18 protein-coding genes are annotated in these 16,755 nt (G+C 61.6%); 5 read left to right on the forward strand and 13 right to left on the reverse strand.

What is annotated here, in order from left to right; translation table 11 throughout:
* Positions 1 to 20: 20 nt before the first annotated feature.
* The 7 genes from FQ192_RS02465 to FQ192_RS02495 form a co-directional block, all read right to left on the reverse strand.
* A complete protein-coding gene (locus FQ192_RS02465) occupies positions 21 to 524 on the reverse strand; it encodes a DUF4142 domain-containing protein (RefSeq protein ID WP_149657216.1) in 504 nt (167 codons plus the stop codon).
* Between the two features lie 74 nt (positions 525 to 598).
* Positions 599 to 757: a KGG domain-containing protein gene (locus FQ192_RS02470; RefSeq protein WP_133837415.1), complete on the reverse strand. Its 159-nt coding sequence runs from the start codon at positions 755 to 757 to the stop codon at positions 599 to 601.
* A gap of 117 nt (positions 758 to 874) precedes the next feature.
* On the reverse strand, positions 875 to 2,224 hold the full coding sequence (locus tag FQ192_RS02475) for a sensor domain-containing diguanylate cyclase (protein ID WP_149657217.1): 1,350 nt from the start codon (positions 2,222 to 2,224) through the stop codon (positions 875 to 877).
* A gap of 81 nt (positions 2,225 to 2,305) precedes the next feature.
* The gene (locus tag FQ192_RS02480; RefSeq protein ID WP_149657218.1) at positions 2,306 to 2,944 is read right to left on the reverse strand and encodes a LysE family translocator; all 639 of its coding nucleotides are present in this window, start codon (positions 2,942 to 2,944) and stop codon (positions 2,306 to 2,308) included.
* Between the two features lie 33 nt (positions 2,945 to 2,977).
* Positions 2,978 to 3,418 carry a fosfomycin resistance glutathione transferase gene (gene fos, locus FQ192_RS02485; RefSeq protein ID WP_149657219.1) on the reverse strand — a complete coding sequence of 147 codons (441 nt, stop codon included), beginning with the start codon at positions 3,416 to 3,418 and terminating at the stop codon, positions 2,978 to 2,980.
* A 6-nt stretch (positions 3,419 to 3,424) separates the two neighbouring features.
* Positions 3,425 to 4,150 (reverse strand): hypothetical protein, encoded by a 726-nt coding sequence (locus FQ192_RS02490; RefSeq protein ID WP_256672204.1) that lies wholly within the window; start codon positions 4,148 to 4,150, stop codon positions 3,425 to 3,427.
* Between the two features lie 26 nt (positions 4,151 to 4,176).
* On the reverse strand, positions 4,177 to 4,914 hold the full coding sequence (locus FQ192_RS02495) for a hypothetical protein (RefSeq protein ID WP_149657220.1): 738 nt from the start codon (positions 4,912 to 4,914) through the stop codon (positions 4,177 to 4,179).
* 164 nt (positions 4,915 to 5,078) lie between these two features.
* Between FQ192_RS02495 and FQ192_RS33940 the strand changes: the two genes are divergently transcribed.
* A complete protein-coding gene (locus FQ192_RS33940; protein ID WP_178128989.1) occupies positions 5,079 to 5,384 on the forward strand; it encodes a hypothetical protein in 306 nt (101 codons plus the stop codon).
* 9 nt (positions 5,385 to 5,393) lie between these two features.
* Here FQ192_RS33940 and FQ192_RS02505 read toward each other — a convergent pair whose 3' ends face one another.
* Positions 5,394 to 6,308, reverse strand: a complete 915-nt coding sequence (locus FQ192_RS02505; RefSeq protein WP_149657221.1) for a LysR substrate-binding domain-containing protein — start codon at positions 6,306 to 6,308, stop codon at positions 5,394 to 5,396.
* Between the two features lie 78 nt (positions 6,309 to 6,386).
* Here FQ192_RS02505 and FQ192_RS02510 point away from each other — a divergent pair, with 78 nt between their 5' ends.
* Positions 6,387 to 6,875, forward strand: coding sequence for a DMT family transporter (locus tag FQ192_RS02510; RefSeq protein ID WP_149657222.1), 489 nt, complete (start codon positions 6,387 to 6,389; stop codon positions 6,873 to 6,875).
* Positions 6,876 to 6,953: 78 nt separating this feature from the next.
* On the opposite strand, the gene FQ192_RS02515 is transcribed toward FQ192_RS02510, so the two are convergent.
* The 4 genes from FQ192_RS02515 to FQ192_RS02535 form a co-directional block, all read right to left on the reverse strand.
* Positions 6,954 to 8,285, reverse strand: coding sequence for an MFS transporter (locus FQ192_RS02515; protein ID WP_149657223.1), 1,332 nt, complete (start codon positions 8,283 to 8,285; stop codon positions 6,954 to 6,956).
* A 178-nt stretch (positions 8,286 to 8,463) separates the two neighbouring features.
* Positions 8,464 to 9,390, reverse strand: coding sequence for a hydroxymethylglutaryl-CoA lyase (locus FQ192_RS02525; protein ID WP_149657224.1), 927 nt, complete (start codon positions 9,388 to 9,390; stop codon positions 8,464 to 8,466).
* On the reverse strand, positions 9,387 to 10,580 hold the full coding sequence (locus FQ192_RS02530) for a CaiB/BaiF CoA-transferase family protein (protein ID WP_123597175.1): 1,194 nt from the start codon (positions 10,578 to 10,580) through the stop codon (positions 9,387 to 9,389). The genes FQ192_RS02525 and FQ192_RS02530 overlap by 4 nt, the downstream gene beginning before the upstream one ends.
* Before the next feature lie 245 nt (positions 10,581 to 10,825).
* Positions 10,826 to 11,734 carry a LysR family transcriptional regulator gene (locus FQ192_RS02535; RefSeq protein WP_149657225.1) on the reverse strand — a complete coding sequence of 303 codons (909 nt, stop codon included), beginning with the start codon at positions 11,732 to 11,734 and terminating at the stop codon, positions 10,826 to 10,828.
* 201 nt (positions 11,735 to 11,935) lie between these two features.
* On the opposite strand from FQ192_RS02535, the gene FQ192_RS02540 reads away from it, so the two are divergent.
* A complete protein-coding gene (locus tag FQ192_RS02540) occupies positions 11,936 to 13,162 on the forward strand; it encodes an aminotransferase class I/II-fold pyridoxal phosphate-dependent enzyme (protein WP_149657226.1) in 1,227 nt (408 codons plus the stop codon).
* A gap of 17 nt (positions 13,163 to 13,179) precedes the next feature.
* A complete protein-coding gene (locus FQ192_RS02545) occupies positions 13,180 to 14,346 on the forward strand; it encodes a multidrug effflux MFS transporter (protein WP_149657227.1) in 1,167 nt (388 codons plus the stop codon).
* On the opposite strand, the gene yiaY is transcribed toward FQ192_RS02545, so the two are convergent.
* Positions 14,343 to 15,491: an L-threonine dehydrogenase gene (gene yiaY / locus FQ192_RS02550; protein WP_149657228.1), complete on the reverse strand. Its 1,149-nt coding sequence runs from the start codon at positions 15,489 to 15,491 to the stop codon at positions 14,343 to 14,345. The two genes, FQ192_RS02545 and yiaY, sit on opposite strands and share 4 nt — an antisense overlap.
* A gap of 157 nt (positions 15,492 to 15,648) precedes the next feature.
* Here yiaY and FQ192_RS02555 point away from each other — a divergent pair, with 157 nt between their 5' ends.
* Positions 15,649 to 16,668, forward strand: a complete 1,020-nt coding sequence (locus tag FQ192_RS02555) for a DUF4917 family protein (protein ID WP_149657229.1) — start codon at positions 15,649 to 15,651, stop codon at positions 16,666 to 16,668.
* Positions 16,669 to 16,755 lie beyond the last annotated feature (87 nt).

Consider the following 16,755-nt stretch of genomic DNA (forward strand, 5'->3'; position numbering starts at 1 on the left):
TCACCCGCGCTGCATAGAGGCTAGCGGCTGGCTTGCAGGGCCTTGGCCATCTGCAGATGGTTTTGCAGTTTGGGCAAGGTTTCTTCGGCGAATGCCTTGATTTCCGGAACGTCGGTGGTCTGCGCTTCCTGCTGGATCTGGTCGATAGCAGCCTGGGTGTTTTGCACCTGACTGGCCGCGTAGGCCTGGTCGAACGTCGGACCATCCTTCACTTCGGAGATCATCGTTTTGGACTTATCGATCACTTCTTCCCGAGGCGCGACCGGCAGGTCGAGCTTCTTGGCGATTTTCGCCAGATGCTGGTTGGCGGTGGTCAGGTCGTTGATAACCACGACGGTGTAGTCCTTGACCTCCTTGGATTCGGTTTTCTGGTGCGCCAGGCGACTGGCTTCGATGTCGGCCATGCCTTTGGCGGAGGCATCGTTGATGAAGTCGGCAGGCGACTGGGCAAAAGCGCTGCTGGCGCACAGGCCCAGCAACGTGGCAAAACTGGCATTGCGTATACGGGTGGCCATCCGGCTCATGGTCGCGCCCTCCATTCGAAAAAATTCAAACGGGAGCTTTCGCTCCCGCCTCTCGATCAAAACTACCTTATCCACTACTTGGATTTCTGACCACCTTTGCGGCCCATATCGGGTTTCGCAGGGTCTTTGTCGACAGTCGTGGTGGTAGTTTTCCCACCTTTGCGACCGGCTTCAGACGCCTTCGTTCGATCGTTGGCATGGTTATCCGCGTTCGAGTTTCTTGAGTTAGGCATGATTCTCTACCTCTTGGTGTTGATCGCGGCGAGCACAGGCCCGCATAGGATCAGAATTCCGATCTGGCCAAAGGTTTAGAAAAAATCGGGGATATTGCGACGAACGGTGGTGAAAACTCAGGCTTCGAGCGGCCGGTGACGCAGGCGCTTGACCGCGTACATCGCCTCGTCGGCGTAGCGGAACAGCTGCTTTTCTTCCAGGCCATGCTCAGGATAAATCGCCGCGCCGATACTCGGTTCGATATTCAGGCTGTGGCCATCCAGGCGCAGGGGTTGCAGCAACACCTGTCGGATTTTTCCGGCGACGCTGTCGGCATCTTCGGCGGCATGGATGCTGTGCAGCAGCACCACGAACTCATCCCCGCCGATGCGCGCCACGGTGTCGCTTTCCCGCACGCAGCCCTTGAGCCGATTGGCCACCGCTTGCAGCAACATATCGCCGACCGCATGACCGTGGGTGTCGTTGACCAGTTTGAAACGGTCGAGATCAACGTACAACAGCGCCATCCGCCCGCCCTCGGAGCGGGCCTGCGCCAGCGACGATTTGAGCCGCTCGCGGAGCAATTCGCGATTGGGCAGTTGGGTGAGTTGATCGTATTGGGCCATGTGTTGCAGGCGCGCGTGCAGCTGCTTGCGCTCGATGGCGGTCGCCACCTGGGCGCAGACGTATTGCAGCAGCTCTTTGTCCTGCTCGGTGTAGCGCTCGCCGCCGGCCTCGCTTTTGACGATCAGCGCACCGATGGTGCCGTTCTGCGAGTTCAGCGGCACGCCGAGCCAGCACGGGGAATCCTGCCCCGCCACCAGCGCCTTGAAGCCTTCGGGGAGTTGATCTTGTTCCGAGGTCAGCAGGATCGACTGACCGTTGCGAATGACCTCCGCACACAAACGCCCGGTGACGGTGCCGGGCAGTTCGGGCTGATGTTCACGGTCGTCGACGTGATAGGGGAAATTCAGCTGCGCACAGTGTTCGTCATACAACGCCACGGAAAAATTCAGCGCGGGCAGCCATTCGCCGATGATGGTGTGGATGCGTTTGAACAGCGCCAGCAAATCTTCCGCCGCATGGGCCGCTTCGGAGATCGCATACAACGCCGCTTGTCGCGACTCGGCCTGTTTGCGTTCGGTGATGTCCCGGGCCACGGCGATGCGCAGTTGATCGACTTCCGACCAGCGCGCCGACCAAAGGATGTGAACCACCCGGCCGTCCTTGCGCAGGTAGCGGTTTTCGAAGTTGAGCTTGGGTTCGCCGCCGATGATTTCTCGCGCGGCATCGAGGGTGCGCTGGCGATCGGCGGGGTGTACCAGCTCGATCATCGGCTGACCGATCAATTCATCCGGGGTGTAACCGAAAATACGCTCGCAGGCCGCGCTGACAAATACAAAGCGACCTTGCCTATCCACCGCACAGACGGCGTCCAGCAAGAGGTCGATATAGCTCGCCAAAGGCGCGGAATTTCTAGTGGTCATGGTGCAGGGTGCGTGTCCGGGCCATGTAGCGCTGAAAAACCATCCGTGACCGGTGCCGCTGACGCGTCCCTGCGATCAGCCTCAAGCCTTGTTCGTGACCAGGCCTGGCAATGCATGCACCAAGGCGTTGATCGCGAAACCGATGAACATCACCCCGCACAACCGGGTGATCAACAGCTCATGCCGTTGATACACGGTGCGCACCTGCCGCGCACCGACGATGCCAATGAGAATAGCGTACGCCAGCAATCCGCCCACGAAGCTCAGGGCAATCAGCCAGGGCAGCATCGACCAATGGAGCAATTCGGCGCGGCTGGACAGCAACGCGGTGAACGTCGCCACGGCCACCGGGTAGGCTTTCGGGTTGGTCAGGCCGAACATAATGCCGTGCCAGAACGGCTGCCGCGCCGGCCCTTGCGGGGTTTCAGCGCTGCTGCGGCGAGCGCGAATCGCGCGCACACCGAGCCAGAACAGATACAGCCCGCTGAGCACGCCCAATACATCAAACGCCGTGCTGCCGATTTCCCGGGCGCCAACAATTGCGATCAGCGCCGTGCTGCACCAGACCACATCCCCAAGCAAATGCCCGCACAGGAACCCCGCCCCCGCCCGTCGCCCCCGCGCCGCGCCAATCCCGAACACCGCCAACACACCCGGGCCGGGGGTGATGCCGTAGATGAAGCCTGAGGCGAGCACGGCCATTAGTAGTGATGGGGTCATGGGGAACTCCTGTTTAAGCGAATGCTGGCCAGTCTATCTCAGGACTTGGTGTGCGACTGACTGATCGTCGAAGAACTTCATGCCAGCGTACGGCCGTTGCCGACAGGCTTGCAGCCGTGACGCCAGATCCCCGACATGGGCTTCGAGCTTGTGGCCGTCCGGGTCGAGGAAGTAGAACGACGCGCCCTCGCTGCGGTTATCGCGCCATTCCTGCACCCCGGTAGATCGCAAGTGTTCAACGAACACGGTGAAATCCGCAGCGCTGACGGTGAACGCGTAATGGGTGTAGTCGGCGGCAGGTTCGGACTTGCGCTCGGGATCGAGGGACAGGCACAACCACAGGCCCGGCAGCGAGAGATAGGCGCCGGCATCCCAGATCGCGTCGAGGCGCAGGTGCAGCAGGCCTTGATAGAACGCGACGCTGCGATTGAGATCGGTGACCGCGAGGGTCAGGTGGTTGAGGCCGGTGAGCATGGGTGATTAACCTCTGAGCGCTTCGGGCACGACGTACTGTTTACCGTCGTAATTCAGGATGACCCGTGTTGTTTTCAACTTTTTGGCCTTGTCCTGGCACTCTTCGCCCACCAGAAAGCGTTGGGTCACGGTCACGGTGGAGCTGACAACCAGATCCGCAAAGCCGTTGTGAAGCGTGTTGCCGATATCGACGGTTCTTTCGGTTCGCTCGCCCTGTCCCGCACAGTTACCGTCCCACTCGCCCCGCCCCGTCGACATCACCAACCCTTCCAACACGGGGCGCAAGGTGGCGCCATCGCGCAAATACAACGCCAGTTCATTCGTGTAGTAAGAATTGATGCTTGATCGTGTTTCAAAACGCGAGCGGATGCCGAACGCGCGAGCGTCCGGCGTCAACTTGTAGCGTGCCGTATCAATGCTCAGACCTTGAAACGCCACGGCGTCCGAAGAATAGGCATCTTTTTTACGGTAGCTGGCCAGCGGTTTCGCACTGGACGAACGGATGAGCGCCAACTCCAGATCGACGTTTCCGACATCGCCGTTGCCGTCGGGAGAATCCGGCTTGAACGTCGTCGTGGCGACAATGGTCTGGTCCTCATACGCCGGCCAGACTTTGCAAAGGGTGACAGACGGCGTGTCTGCGGGTGCTTCTTCGCAACCCGCTTGTGCCTGGTTGGCCGCCGCGATGAGGCCGAGGACAGTGAGAGAGGTCAGCAGTTTGCGTGTGCTCATCATGTTCTTCCCTGATGGATGCGCAGTCATTGAACGCTCGTGAAGTCACCTGGCAACACATAGTTTTTACCGTCGTACCGAAGCGTCGTCTGTATCGGTTTGGCGGTCACGGAGTTGGATACACACGCCTCGCCCTCACCCTTCCCGACCGTGCTCATGGACACTGTTTTGACAATCAGGTCCGCGTAGCCATGGGAGCTGGTCTTGCCGATTTCGAGGGTTCGAGTGATTTCATAACGCTCGCCGGCACAATTGCCATCCCATTCACCGCCGTACTGATAGGTGATGAGTCGATCCATGACCGGACGCAGCGTGTTGCCCTCTTTGACGTAGAGCGAGAGCAACGTTTCATCCATTGGGTTGACCCGTGACGAGCCCTTGAACGTGGCGCGCACGCCGAAGGCTCGCAGGTTGGGGGTAAGCGTGTAGCGCGCCGTATCGAGTTGCAGGTCTTCAAAGGTAATGGCATCCGACTCGAACGCGGACGACTGGTGATAAGTCGCCAGCGGTTTCGAATCACCCGCCGAGACAACGGCAAGGTCGAGATCATATTTACCCTCGGGACCGGAACCGCTGGCCGAAAAGCCCGACTCGAATTGCGAGATCGCCGTAATCGCCAGCCCCGGGTAAGCGGGCCAGTCCTTGCACACCGAATAGCCAAAATCCCCATAAAACGGTGGCTTCTCACACGCAGCAAATGCCTGCCCCGTCATCACCAGACCGCACAGCGCTGCAAAACCCATCCAGCCAGACTTCAATGTCATTCCCTGTTCCTTGTGTGTTTCAAACCAGTCAAATGCTGCCGCGCACTATCCTCGGTGCGCGGCTTCCGCTCAACAAATTGTTACGACAAGAAGAACGGACCGGACCGCCACTCGACGCGGCCACATTGTATGTTCGAGTTACAAGCCGTGAAATCGAGACCTCCATGCCTAACTTTTCAGAGCATCTGCCACTTAACACCGCCGATACTTCCACCAACCATTCCTGGGAAATGGAGGACATTCGGGCGGCGATCAAAGAAGCCGATGCAGGTGACTTCGCTACAACCGAGGAGTTGAATGCAATCGCCGAAAAATGGCGCCCAGTGCCTAATACCGATCATTCAGGCCTGACACCGAACCTGTGGCGAGGGAGCTTGCTCCCGCCGGGCTGCGAAGCGGCCCTCTCTTTACCTAAAAAGAAGGGGACTGCTATGCAGTCCAGCGCGAGCAAGCTCCCTCGCCACAAGTGACTCATCGGCTTAACTGACTGGGTTTATCCCCTGCCCAATCCGCCCATTCAACCAATTCAACGCCTGATCCCCGCCCCGCCGTTTATGCCAGGCCAGCACAAAGGTAAACGACGGAATATGAAACGGCGGCGCCACGACGATCAATGTCTTTTCATCGACGTCGCGCAACCCACGCGAGGCCACCGTCAGGATCAAATCCGTCCCGGCGATAAATTCCGGCGCAACACTCCAGTGCGGCAGGCTGATTGCCACGCGTCGGCGCTCCCTTAACGCCGTTAGTGCCCGTTCGATTTCCGGGGTGCCGCTGCCGCGCATTTCCAGCAGGACGTGGGGGCGGGCCAGATAGGTTGGCAAGTCAAGTGTGCCGTCGGCGGGCAGGCTGTGGCGGTCGACCAGGCAGGCGTAGTGCTCGTCGAACAACGGCGTGCTGCGCAGTTCGTTGGGCAGTTCCGGAAACACGCCGGCCGCGACGTCGATATCACCGTTGAGCACGCCATCGAGCATGCCTTCGCGGCTGGCGTGGCTGATTTGAAGGTCGATGCCCGGCGCTTCCCGGCGCAAGGTGCGGATCAGCCCCGGCAGGACGATGGCCGCGCCGTAGTCGGACATCGCCAGGCGAAAGGTGCGCTTGGCGGTGGCCGGATCGAAGGTGTTCGGCGCCAGCAGCGATTGCACCTGGGCCAGGGCTTCGGCCAAGGGTGCGATCAACTCCAGCGCTCTTGGGGTCGTCACGAGCGTGGCGCCGGCGCGCACCAGCAATGGATCGCCGAGCAGATCGCGCAAGCGTCCCAACGCATGGCTGACCGCCGGTTGACTCAGGTGCAGACGCTCGGCGGCGCGGGTCACATGCTGCTCGCTGAGCAAGGCGTCGAGGATCACCAGCAGGTTGAGGTCGATGCGTCGTAGATCATTCATCTGCTGCATGTTCTGCATAGCGTATTGGAATTTAAATTTGCGCGGCGAATACCTTAGAGTCCAGCAAAACCTGTTGGAGTCATGAACATGAGTACGTTGCAGTGGGCCGGCCTGTTGCTGCTGGCGGTGATTGCCGGGGCGGTGGTGCCGTTTCAAAGTGCGATCAATGCCAACCTGAGTCGCGGCCTCGGGCATCCGTTATGGGCGACGCTGGCCTCGTTGCTGGTGAGTTTGCTGGTGTTGCTGCCGATCATCCTCGCCCTGCGTTTGCCGCTGCCGTCGTTGGCGTTTATCAGCAAGGCGCCGTTGTGGATGTGGGCCGGTGGTGTGTTCGGCGTGTGCTTTGTGGCGCTGGCGGTGATGTTGCTGCCGAAACTCGGTGCGTCAGGCTTTGTGGTGCTGGCGCTGACCGGGCAAGTGATTGCCTCGATGCTGCTCGATCATTTCGGACTGTTCGGGCTGGTGGAGCGGCAGTTGACCTTGCCCCGGGTGTTGGGCGCGGTGTTGCTGGTGGCGGGGGTGGTGTTGATTCAGTTCAGTGGAGCATCGGGTAAAGCGTTGATTGCGACTTCTTGAAAATCAAAAGATCGCAGGCTGCGCCAGCGCCTACGGGGATGCGTGGTCCCTGTCGGCGCTGGGGCAGCCTGCGATCTTTTAAAACTTGTCGAGGGTGCGCAGCTTCTGCGGCAAGCCCCACATCAGCAGTGCAGCCGCAATCAGCGCCGCAACGCCAATCACGTACAGCGCCGGGGTGGTGCTGCCGGTCAGGTCCTTGATCCGCCCCACCATCACCGGGCTGACGATGCCGCCAAACTGGCCAAGGGTGTTGATCACGGCGATCCCGCCCGCCGCACCGGCACCCGCGCCGGCCAGCAGTTTCGGCGGCAGGGTCCAGAAGCTCGGGATGCAGGCAATGATCCCGGCACCGAGCAAGCCCAGCGCGACAATCAGGAACGTCGTGTGGCTGGCGAAGATCCCGGCACAAAAGAACCCGACCGCCCCCAGCGTCACCAGGCCGGCGACAAACTTGCGGCGCTCACCGGTGGCGTCAGACAAGCGCCCGATCACCACCATGCTGATCGCCCCGCAGATGTAGGGAATGGCGGTCAGCAAACCGATCATCACCGGGCTTTCGGTACCCGCGCTGCGGATCAATTGCGGTGCCCAGAAATTCAAGCCGTAGGACGCGACCTGGATCAGAAAGTAGATCAGCCCCAAGGTCAGGAACCCCGGAATCTTCAACGCCGCGAGCAGCGAGCCGCCGCCCTTGTGCGGTTCATGGTGAGCGATGCGGCTGGCCAGCAGGGTTTTCTCCGCAGCGGTCAGCCAATGGGCGTCTTCGATGCGGTCCTTGAGCAATTTCAGCACCAGCAAACCGAGAACGATGCAGGGCACGCCGCCGAGCAGAAACAGCCAGTGCCAGCCGCGCATGTCCATAAAGCCGTCGAGGTGTTGCAGCACCAGACCGGAGAACGGTGCGCCGACCAGACCGGCAAACGCCGAGGACAAAAACAGCATCGAAGTGATGCGCCCGCGATAGTGCTGCGGGAACCACAGCGTCAGGTAATACAGCACGCCTGGGGCAAAACCGGCCTCCATCGCGCCGATCACAAAGCGCAGCGCGTAGAACTGCCATTCGCTGTTGACGAAGACCATGGCGGCGGTGGCGACGCCCCAGGACATCATGATCCGGGCGATCCAGCGCCGGGCGCCGACCTTGTACAGCATCATGTTGCTCGGCACCTCGAACAGCACGTAACCGACCACGAACAACCCGGCGCCGAGGCCGTAGGCGGTGTCGCTCAGGCTCAGGTCGGTCTGCAACTGGAACTTGGCGAAGCTGATGTTGATGCGGTCAAAAAATGCGAACAGGTAGCAGACCATGATCAGCGGCATCAGGCGCCAGGCGACTTTGCTGACCAGGGCTTTTTCGACATCGTGGCTAACGGACGGGCTCGCGCCCGCCTCCAGTACGTTGAGGCTCATGGGGTTTCTCCAGGCGGACTGCCCGTGGGTGTCCGATTGTTTTTGTTGTCTGGTTTGTAATCGTTTTTCTGTAGGAGCGAGGCTTGCCCGCGAAGGCGGTGTGTCAGTCAACGATGATGTTGAATGTGAGGGCCTCTTCGCGGGCAAGCCTCGCTCCTACAGGGAGTATTCGGTGGTGTCAGGATGGGCTTGGGTGCAGGTCGCAGTTGCGTCCGGCCTTGGCCAGTTGGCCGGGCACTTCGTGGCCCAGCAGTGCTGGCAAGCCTCGGGACAGTTTCAGCAGCAGCGGCAGGTCGATGCCGGTGTGGATGCCGATTTCATCGCACAGGTTGACCAGGTCTTCGGTGCAGATATTGCCCGAGGCGCCCGGGGCAAACGGGCAACCGCCGAGGCCGCCGAGCGCGGCGTCGAAGCGGCGGGCGCCGGCCTCGTAGGCGGCCAGCACGTTGCACAAACCGAGACCGCGGGTGTTGTGGAAATGCAGGGTCAGGTCCGCCGGCGACACCCGCTGCAACACCCGCCGCACCAGTCGATCCACTTGCCGCGGATTGGCCATGCCGGTGGTGTCGGCCAGGGTGATGCCTTGAATGCCGAGTTCCTGATAGGCCTCGACGATTTGCAGCACGCGATCCTCATCGATCTTGCCTTCGAACGGGCAGCCAAACGTGGTGGCGATGCTGCCGTTGAGGCGCACCTGTGTGCCGTCGACGTACTGCACGATCTCGCCGAACGCCGCCAATGAGTCTTCACAGCGCATGCGCATGTTGGCCAGGTTGTGGGTCTGGCTGGCAGACATCACCAGATTCAGTTCATCCGCCCTTGTCGCCAACGCCCGTTGCGCGCCTTTCAAATTGGGGATCAATGCGACGTAGATCACCCCCGGTTGCCGGGTGATGCCCTTGAACACCAACTCGCCATCGCGCAACGCCGCAATGGCCTTGGGCGAGACGAACGATCCCGCCTCGATCCGGCTGAACCCGGCCAGCGACAGCTGATCGATCAGCGCAATCTTGTCAGCGGTTTCAACCCAGGTCGGCTCGATCTGCAAACCGTCGCGCGGCGAGACTTCCTGCACGATCAGCGTCTGGGAAAAGTCAGTGATCATTGCACCACTCCTGCGGCTTTCAGCCGTTCGATGTCGGAGCCGGTCAGGCCCAGCCCGGCAAGGATACCGTCAGTGTGCTGACCCAGTTGCGGCCCGGACCAGTTCACCCCGCCGGGGGTTTCGGAGAGTTTGGGCACGATGCCCGGCATCTTCACCGTGGCGCCGCCGGGCAGGTCGGCGTTGAGCAGCATGTCCCGCGCCTGGTAGTGCGGATCGGCGACGATGTCGGCCACCGAATAGATGCGCCCGGCCGGGACTTCGGCGGCTTCGAGCGCGGCCAGCACGTCATCGATGGGCAGGCTGCTGGTCCAGTGGGTGATGGCGGCGTCGAGCACATTGCTTTTCAAGGCGCGGCCGTCGTTGTGGGCGAATTCCGGGGCGTCGGCCAGATCGCTGCGACCAATCACATTCATCAAGCGCTTGTAGATCGGGTCGCTGTTGCCGGCGATCACCACATAGGCGCCATCGGCGGTCAGGTAGGTATTCGACGGTGCAATGCCCGGCAACGCCCCGCCGCTGCGTTCGCGAATGTGGCCTTGCATGTCGTATTCCGGCACCAGGCTTTCCATCACGTTGAACACGCTTTCGGCCAACGACACGTCCACCACTTGCCCGCCGCCCTGCCCGGTCTTGACCCGCAGCAGCGACATCAGCGCGCCGATCACCGCGTGCAACGACGCCAGGGAATCGCCGAGGCTGACCCCGACCCGGGCCGGCGGTGAACCGGGGGTACCGGTGGTGTAGCGAATCCCGCCCATGGCCTCGCCGATGGCGCCGAAGCCCGGACGGTCGCGGTACGGGCCGGTCTGGCCGTAGCCGGAAATGCGCACCAGGGTCAGGTTGGGGTTGAGGGCGTGCAGCACGTCCCAGCCCAGGCCGAGTTTTTCCAGGGCGCCGGGGCGCAGGTTCTCGATCAGCACGTCGGCGCTGGTCGCCAATTGCTTGACCAGTTCGATGCCTTCAGGGGATTTGAGATTTAGCGCCAGAGACTTCTTGTTGCGCGATTGCAGGTACCACCACAGCGAGGTGCCCTCGTGCAGTTTTCGCCATTTGCGCAGGGGATCACCCTGGCCCATGGCTTCGATCTTGATCACCTCGGCGCCAAACTCGGCGAGCATGCGCGCAGCAAACGGTGCAGCGATCAGCGTGCCGATCTCGATCACCTTGATTGCACTCAGGGGGGCAGTCATCGCGGGGTACCTCTTATTCTTGGACTATGTGCCAAGGCTAGAGGACCGAGGGGTAAGGAATCCAACCTTCAGTTGGCAATGGGCGTTCGTGAAACGCGAACGCTCGGCCGACATTACCGCGACCTCAGGTCCGCCTTCGCGGGCAAGCCTCGCTCCTACAGGTTTGGTGGTGTTTCACGCCGGGCGCTGCCCTTGTAGGAGCGAGGCTTGTCCGCGAAGAGGCCGGCCCATCCAACAACGATCTGTCAGGCATGCCCGCGCAACTGCTCAAACAACATCCGACTCACCGGCGACAACCCCGCTTCATCGCGCACCACCAGAATCAACGCCCGATCCGACCAGTCATCGGTCAACGGCACCGCGTGCAACCCCAGCGCCCGGCCAAACAATTCATAGGCCTTTTGCGGCAGGATGCCGATGCCCATGTTGGCCTGGACCATCCGGCACATCGCATCAAATCCCGGCACATGAATCCGCAACCGCAGCACCTTGCCCGCCTTGCGCGCCGCCGCGTGGGTGCGCATGTTGATCGAGCTGGCGGCATGCAGGCCGACGTAATCGCTGTCCAGGGTATCGGCGAAGGCCAGGGTTTCACGGCTGGCCAAGGGATGATCCGGCGGCATCAACACCACCAGTTTGTCCTGGCGATACAGCACGCTGTGCAGGCCTTTGACGTCGCTGTCACTGGAGCAGATCCCCAGGTCCGCCACACCATCCAGCACGCCTTGAATCACCCCGCTGCTGGGACGCTCCTCAAGGTCGGTCTTCACTTGCGGATGCCGCTCGGAGAAGTCCCGCAAGTCTTCGGGCAGGAACTGAATGATCGCCGACAGGTTCGCCAGCATCCGCACATACCCGCGAATTCCGTGGCTGTGCTCGCCCAGTTCCAGGCCCATCTTCTCGACGTTGAACAACATCTGCCGGGCATGGTGCAACAGGGTTTCACCGGCCGGCGTCAGGGTCATGCCCTTGGCCTGACGCACGAACAGACTGATGCCGAACGCCTCCTCCAACTCCATCAAGCGCTTGCTGGCCGCCGACACCGCGATCGCTTCCCGCGTGGCCGCACGGGTCAGCGTGCCCTCTTCGTGGACGGCGACGAATAACTGCAGGGTGATCAGGTCGAGGCGGCGGATCAGGCTTTTTTGCAGCATGGGTGGGCTCGATGGCGTGGGTTCGGCTGAGTCGGCAGGATAGCCCGGTTTTAGCCCACAGCCTCACACGCCACCGTCCTACACGTAAATCTCTTGTAACACTCAAACATGCAGGAATCGGCCGATTCAACGCTCCCGCCGCATTCCGTAAAGTCTGGAAACACACAAACACGCTGTATCACACAAGGAGCAACACTCTCTATGGACCAGACAGCCAACACCTTCACCAATTATCGAAAACTGATCGCCCTGGCCGATTACGACTGGGAAACCGCCGAAGCCGGAAAAGTCGCGGGGCTCAACGTCGACATCCGCAGCGCCAACCGCATGGTCGACCAGTACGGACGGGCGTTTCATCACTTCTGCACCACGTCCTACCTGGGCCTGGATCACCACCCCGACTTGCTCAAAGGCGCCATGAGCACCTTGTGGGAAACCGGCACCCTGCGCGTCGCCAATTCGAAAAACCGCTGCAAACTGGCGATCCTGGACCAGTACGAAAGCGAACTGTCCGACCTGTTCGGTGCCCGATGCCTGAGCACCTTGTCGTGCAGCGCGGCGAGTGCCGGGATCCTGCCGCTGCTGGCCAGCGGCGTGTTCACTGAAAACCGCCCGCCGGTGATGGTGTTCGATCGCTTGGCGCATTACTCGATGAACCACCTCAAGGCCGCGTGTGCCGACGAAACCCGGGTGGTGACCAGCCCGCATAACGACATGGACTTCCTGGAAAAGCAGTGCCAGCAGCACGGCACGGTCGCGTATGTCGCCGACGGCGCTTACAGCATGGGCGGGGTGGCGGACCTGGACAGTCTGTTGTACCTGAAGGATCGCTACGGGCTGTTTCTCTACCTGGATGATTCCCACGCCCTGTCCGCCGTCGGCACGTCCGGCGCCGGCCTGGTCCGCCCGAGGCTGCACGCCCTTGACGATGACTGCCTGATCGTCGCGTCACTGGCCAAATCGTTCGGCGCCAGCGGTGGCCTGGTGATGTTCGGCAACGAACGGCAGAGGAAACTGATCCAGCGTTACGGCGGCCCGAGCAATTGGTCGCAAAGCCTGAACAGTGCGGCGATCGGTGCCGGCCGGGCCTCGATCAAGCTGCATCGCACGGCGGAATTCAGTGCATTGCAGGAAAAACTTCAGGTTAATATCCGGCTCTTTGACAGCCTGATCCGCACCGAGCAGCACCGCAGCAACATGGCGATTCGCTTGATCCGCTGTGGTGAAGCGGCGCTGGCCAACCGCCTGGCGACCGAGTTGGCCAACCTCGGCTTCTTCACTTCGGCGGTGTTTTTCCCGGTGGTGGCGCAAGGTCAGGCGGCCATCCGGATTACCCTGCGGGCCGACATGGAGCCCGGGTTGATCCGCCACTTTTGTGAACTCATCAGCGAACTGTTGCGCACCCACGGCCAGGATGTCGGCCACTGAAACCCGGGGAAGATGCCATGAAGAGCAGCACCACCCTCCTCGTCACCTGCAGCACGGTTTTTCTCGCGCAATTGGGCATGAGCATTTACCTGCCTGCATTGCCGGAGATCGCCCGGCATTTGTCCGCCGATGCGTCGCAAGTGTCGTGGGGGTTGGCGGTGTACCTGATCGGCATGGCGCTGCCGATGTTGTTCTGGGGCAGCCTGGGCCAGCGCATCGGGCGTAAACCGGTGTTGCTCGCGGCGCTTGGCATCTATGGGGTCGGCAACCTGGCCCTGCCCTTGGGCCAGACGCTGGAGTCGTTCCTGTTCCTTCGCTTGCTCCAGGGCGTTGGCGCTAGCGGGATTTCGGTGATGGCCCGGGTGCTGATCCGCGACAGTTTTCGCGGCGACTTGCTGGCCAAGGCGCTGTCGTGGATTTCGATTTCCTTTGTAGTGGCGCTGGGGATTGGGCAGTACCTGGGGTCGATCATCCAGGTGGCGCTGGGTTGGCCCGCGATTTTTTATCTGTTGGGTGGGGTGAGTCTGCTGATGGCCGGGATCGTGGCGCGGGTCGCGTTCCCGGTACTGACGGACGAACCCCGCCCATCCCCCAGTTGGCCGAGCTACTGGCGCATCTTGCGTCATCGAGCGTTTCTGCTGCCGGCCCTCGCGGGAGGCCTGGGTTACGGGGTGATCATCGCGTTCAACACCGCCGCGCCATTGATCCTGCAAGGACCGTTCAACTGGACCGCCGTGGAATACGGGTTGTTGGGATGGCCGATCAGCGCGGCGTATTTTCTCGGAGCGCTGGGGGTCAATCGTTTCGTCGTGCGCACTGGTCAGCATTGGCTGATGACGTTGGGCGTGGGCCTGGTTTTGGCCGGCAGCGGGGTGATGTGGCTGGGGAGTGTGGCGGGGACGTCGATGGCGTTGCTGTTCTGGTTGCCGTACTGCTTTGCGGTGCTCGGCCAGTCGCTGAATTATCCGATCAGCCTGTCGCTGGCCAATGAGGGCTCGCCGGTCAGCGGGGCTTATGCAATGGCGTTGAGCGGTTTCATCCATCAACTGATGGCCGCCGTGATTGGCGGCATCGCCAGCCTGATCGCCAGTCAACAGGCCTGGCCGTTGTCATTGCTGTGCGTTGTGCTGGCCCTGGGCGCGATGCTCTGCGTGAGGTTCGCGCCGGGTGGCAAAAAGGCTTAGAACGCGCTGCGAAAAATCTCCTCGATCTGCCGCTGGTCCGCCGCACGCGGGTTGGTCAGGCCGCAAGCGTCTTTCAGGGCGTTGGTGGCGAGGATCGGGATGTCGTTGAGCTTGGCGCCGAGGTCACGCAAACCGCCGGGGATTTCCACGTCCCGGGCCAGACTGCGGATCGCCGCGATGGCCGCTTGCGCGCCTTCTTCCGGGCTGAGCCCGCGTATCTCGGCGCCCATGGCGAGGGCCACATCGTTCAGGCGATCGGCACACACCAGTGCGTTGAAGCTTTGCACATGCGGCAACAACACCGCGTTGCACACGCCGTGGGGCAAGTCGTAGAAACCGCCCAACTGGTGGGCCATCGCGTGCACGTAGCCGAGGGAGGCGTTGTTGAAGGCCATGCCGGCGAGGAACTGCGCGTACGCCATGTTTTCCCGGGCGGCCAGGTCGCTGCCGTCGCGCACGGCCAGGCGCAGGTTGTTGCTGATCAGGGTGATGGCCTTCAGCGCGCAGGCGTCAGTGATCGGGTTGGCGGCGGTGGAGACGTAGGCTTCGATGGCGTGGGTCAGCGCGTCCATGCCGGTGGCGGCGGTCAGGCTCTTGGGCATCGCGACCATCAGCGCCGGGTCATTGACCGACAGCAGCGGCGTGACGTTGCGGTCGACGATGGCCATTTTCACGTGGCGCGATTCGTCGGTGATGATGCAGAAACGGGTCATCTCGCTGGCGGTGCCGGCGGTGGTGTTGATCGCGATCAGCGGCAGTTGCGGCTTCTCGGATTGATCGACGCCTTCGTAATCGCGGATCTGCCCGCCGTTGGTCGCGCACAGGGCGATGCCTTTGGCGCAGTCGTGGGGCGAACCGCCGCCCAGGGACACCACGAAATCGCAGTTACTTTCCTTGAGCAGGCCCAGGCCGCGTTCGACGTTGGCGATGCTCGGGTTGGGCTTGGCGCCGTCGAAGATCACCGAATCGATGTCCTGCATCGCCAGCTTCTCGGCGATCATCGCCGCCACGCCAGCCTTGGCCAGCCCGACGTCAGTGACGATCAGCGCTTTGCGAAAACCGTACTTGCGGATGGCGTCCATGGCTTCGTCGAGGCAACCGCTGCCCATGATGTTCACGGCGGGGATGAAAAACGTGCTGCTCATGGCGAATCTCCTGCGAGGGGCCGAATCGACAGCTCCGATTCAGCGGATGTGCACAGGATCGACCGATCAGTCACGGCGTATGTTGATCTGGCTCAAGTGCGGGTCGTGATAAAGTCGCCGCCCATCAGACCCTTCGCTTTTTGAGACGACCAACGCAATGACCGATTTCCAGGATGTCGATGCCCAACTTGAAGACTGGAACGCCTTGCGCACCAGCGCTTCGTTCAGCGGCCTGCTGCTGGGCAACGGCGCCAGCCGTGCGGTGTGGGATGACTTCGGTTACGACTCGCTGTTCGAAAACGCCCGCACCGTCGAAGAAAAGCCCTTGAGCCAGTCCGAGCTGAGCGTGTTCGATGCGCTGCAAACCCGCAGTTTCGAACAAGTGCTGAGCGCGCTGAAAATCACCAGCCGCGTCAACAAGGCCCTGGCCGTCAGCTCCGCCGCGCCGCGCAATCGCTACTACGCGATCAAGGAAGCGCTGATCAACACCGTGCACGCGGTGCACATCCCGTGGCGGCTGGTGGTGCCTTCGACGTTGGCGACGATCAATCAAGAGATGGGCCGCTATCGGACGGTGTTCACCACCAACTACGATCTGCTCGGCAACTGGGCGCTCCAGCACCAGCCGGAAGCCATCACTGACCTGTTTCACGGCGATGAACCGAGCTTCGACTTGAGCGCCAGCGCCACCGATAAAACCCGTTTGCTGTACCTGCACGGTGGCCTGCACCTGGTGCGCAACCAGGACGGCACGGCGCGCAAATTGAAGTCGACCGAGGGCACGTTGCTCGGCAGTTTTGCGATCAACAACACCATCAAGACCCTGGACGACGTGCCGCTGTTCGTCAACGAAGGCCCGGCGCAGGACAAGCTCAAGACCATCCGCAGTTCGGATTATTTGTCGTTCTGTTATGACCAGTTATTGGGGCATGGCGAGGGGTTGTGCATCTTCGGGCATGCGCTGGGCGAGCAGGACAACCACATCATCCATGCGCTGCGCCAGGCGAAACCGAAGGTGGTGGCAGTGTCGATCAAGCCGCGCAGCAAGGCGTTTGTTCAGCATCAGAAGCGGCATTACGCGAAGGTGTTTGAGGGGACGGGGGTTGAGTTGAGGTTTTTTGATTCGAAGACACATGCGTTGGGGAGTTCGAAGCTGACGGTTCCAGTCGAAGTCTGAAGAGAACACCGAACTTGTGGCGAGGGGGCTTGCCCCCGTTGGGTCGCGAAGCGGCCCTCAGCGGTCTTTCAGTTAAAAGGTGCCAGC

The organism is Pseudomonas sp. ANT_J12 (assembly GCF_008370045.1).
Taxonomy (GTDB): domain Bacteria; phylum Pseudomonadota; class Gammaproteobacteria; order Pseudomonadales; family Pseudomonadaceae; genus Aquipseudomonas.

Coding starts and splice junctions, on each gene's coding strand:
- FQ192_RS02465 (WP_149657216.1), bottom strand. CDS start 524: ATGAGCCGGATGGCCACCCGTATACGCAATGCCAGTTTTGCCACGTTG.
- FQ192_RS02470 (WP_133837415.1), bottom strand. CDS start 757: ATGCCTAACTCAAGAAACTCGAACGCGGATAACCATGCCAACGATCGA.
- FQ192_RS02475 (WP_149657217.1), bottom strand. CDS start 2,224: ATGACCACTAGAAATTCCGCGCCTTTGGCGAGCTATATCGACCTCTTG.
- FQ192_RS02480 (WP_149657218.1), bottom strand. CDS start 2,944: ATGACCCCATCACTACTAATGGCCGTGCTCGCCTCAGGCTTCATCTAC.
- fos (WP_149657219.1), bottom strand. CDS start 3,418: ATGCTCACCGGCCTCAACCACCTGACCCTCGCGGTCACCGATCTCAAT.
- FQ192_RS02490 (WP_256672204.1), bottom strand. CDS start 4,150: ATGAGCACACGCAAACTGCTGACCTCTCTCACTGTCCTCGGCCTCATC.
- FQ192_RS02495 (WP_149657220.1), bottom strand. CDS start 4,914: ATGACATTGAAGTCTGGCTGGATGGGTTTTGCAGCGCTGTGCGGTCTG.
- FQ192_RS33940 (WP_178128989.1), top strand. CDS start 5,079: ATGCCTAACTTTTCAGAGCATCTGCCACTTAACACCGCCGATACTTCC.
- FQ192_RS02505 (WP_149657221.1), bottom strand. CDS start 6,308: ATGCAGCAGATGAATGATCTACGACGCATCGACCTCAACCTGCTGGTG.
- FQ192_RS02510 (WP_149657222.1), top strand. CDS start 6,387: ATGAGTACGTTGCAGTGGGCCGGCCTGTTGCTGCTGGCGGTGATTGCC.
- FQ192_RS02515 (WP_149657223.1), bottom strand. CDS start 8,285: ATGAGCCTCAACGTACTGGAGGCGGGCGCGAGCCCGTCCGTTAGCCAC.
- FQ192_RS02525 (WP_149657224.1), bottom strand. CDS start 9,390: ATGATCACTGACTTTTCCCAGACGCTGATCGTGCAGGAAGTCTCGCCG.
- FQ192_RS02530 (WP_123597175.1), bottom strand. CDS start 10,580: ATGACTGCCCCCCTGAGTGCAATCAAGGTGATCGAGATCGGCACGCTG.
- FQ192_RS02535 (WP_149657225.1), bottom strand. CDS start 11,734: ATGCTGCAAAAAAGCCTGATCCGCCGCCTCGACCTGATCACCCTGCAG.
- FQ192_RS02540 (WP_149657226.1), top strand. CDS start 11,936: ATGGACCAGACAGCCAACACCTTCACCAATTATCGAAAACTGATCGCC.
- FQ192_RS02545 (WP_149657227.1), top strand. CDS start 13,180: ATGAAGAGCAGCACCACCCTCCTCGTCACCTGCAGCACGGTTTTTCTC.
- yiaY (WP_149657228.1), bottom strand. CDS start 15,491: ATGAGCAGCACGTTTTTCATCCCCGCCGTGAACATCATGGGCAGCGGT.
- FQ192_RS02555 (WP_149657229.1), top strand. CDS start 15,649: ATGACCGATTTCCAGGATGTCGATGCCCAACTTGAAGACTGGAACGCC.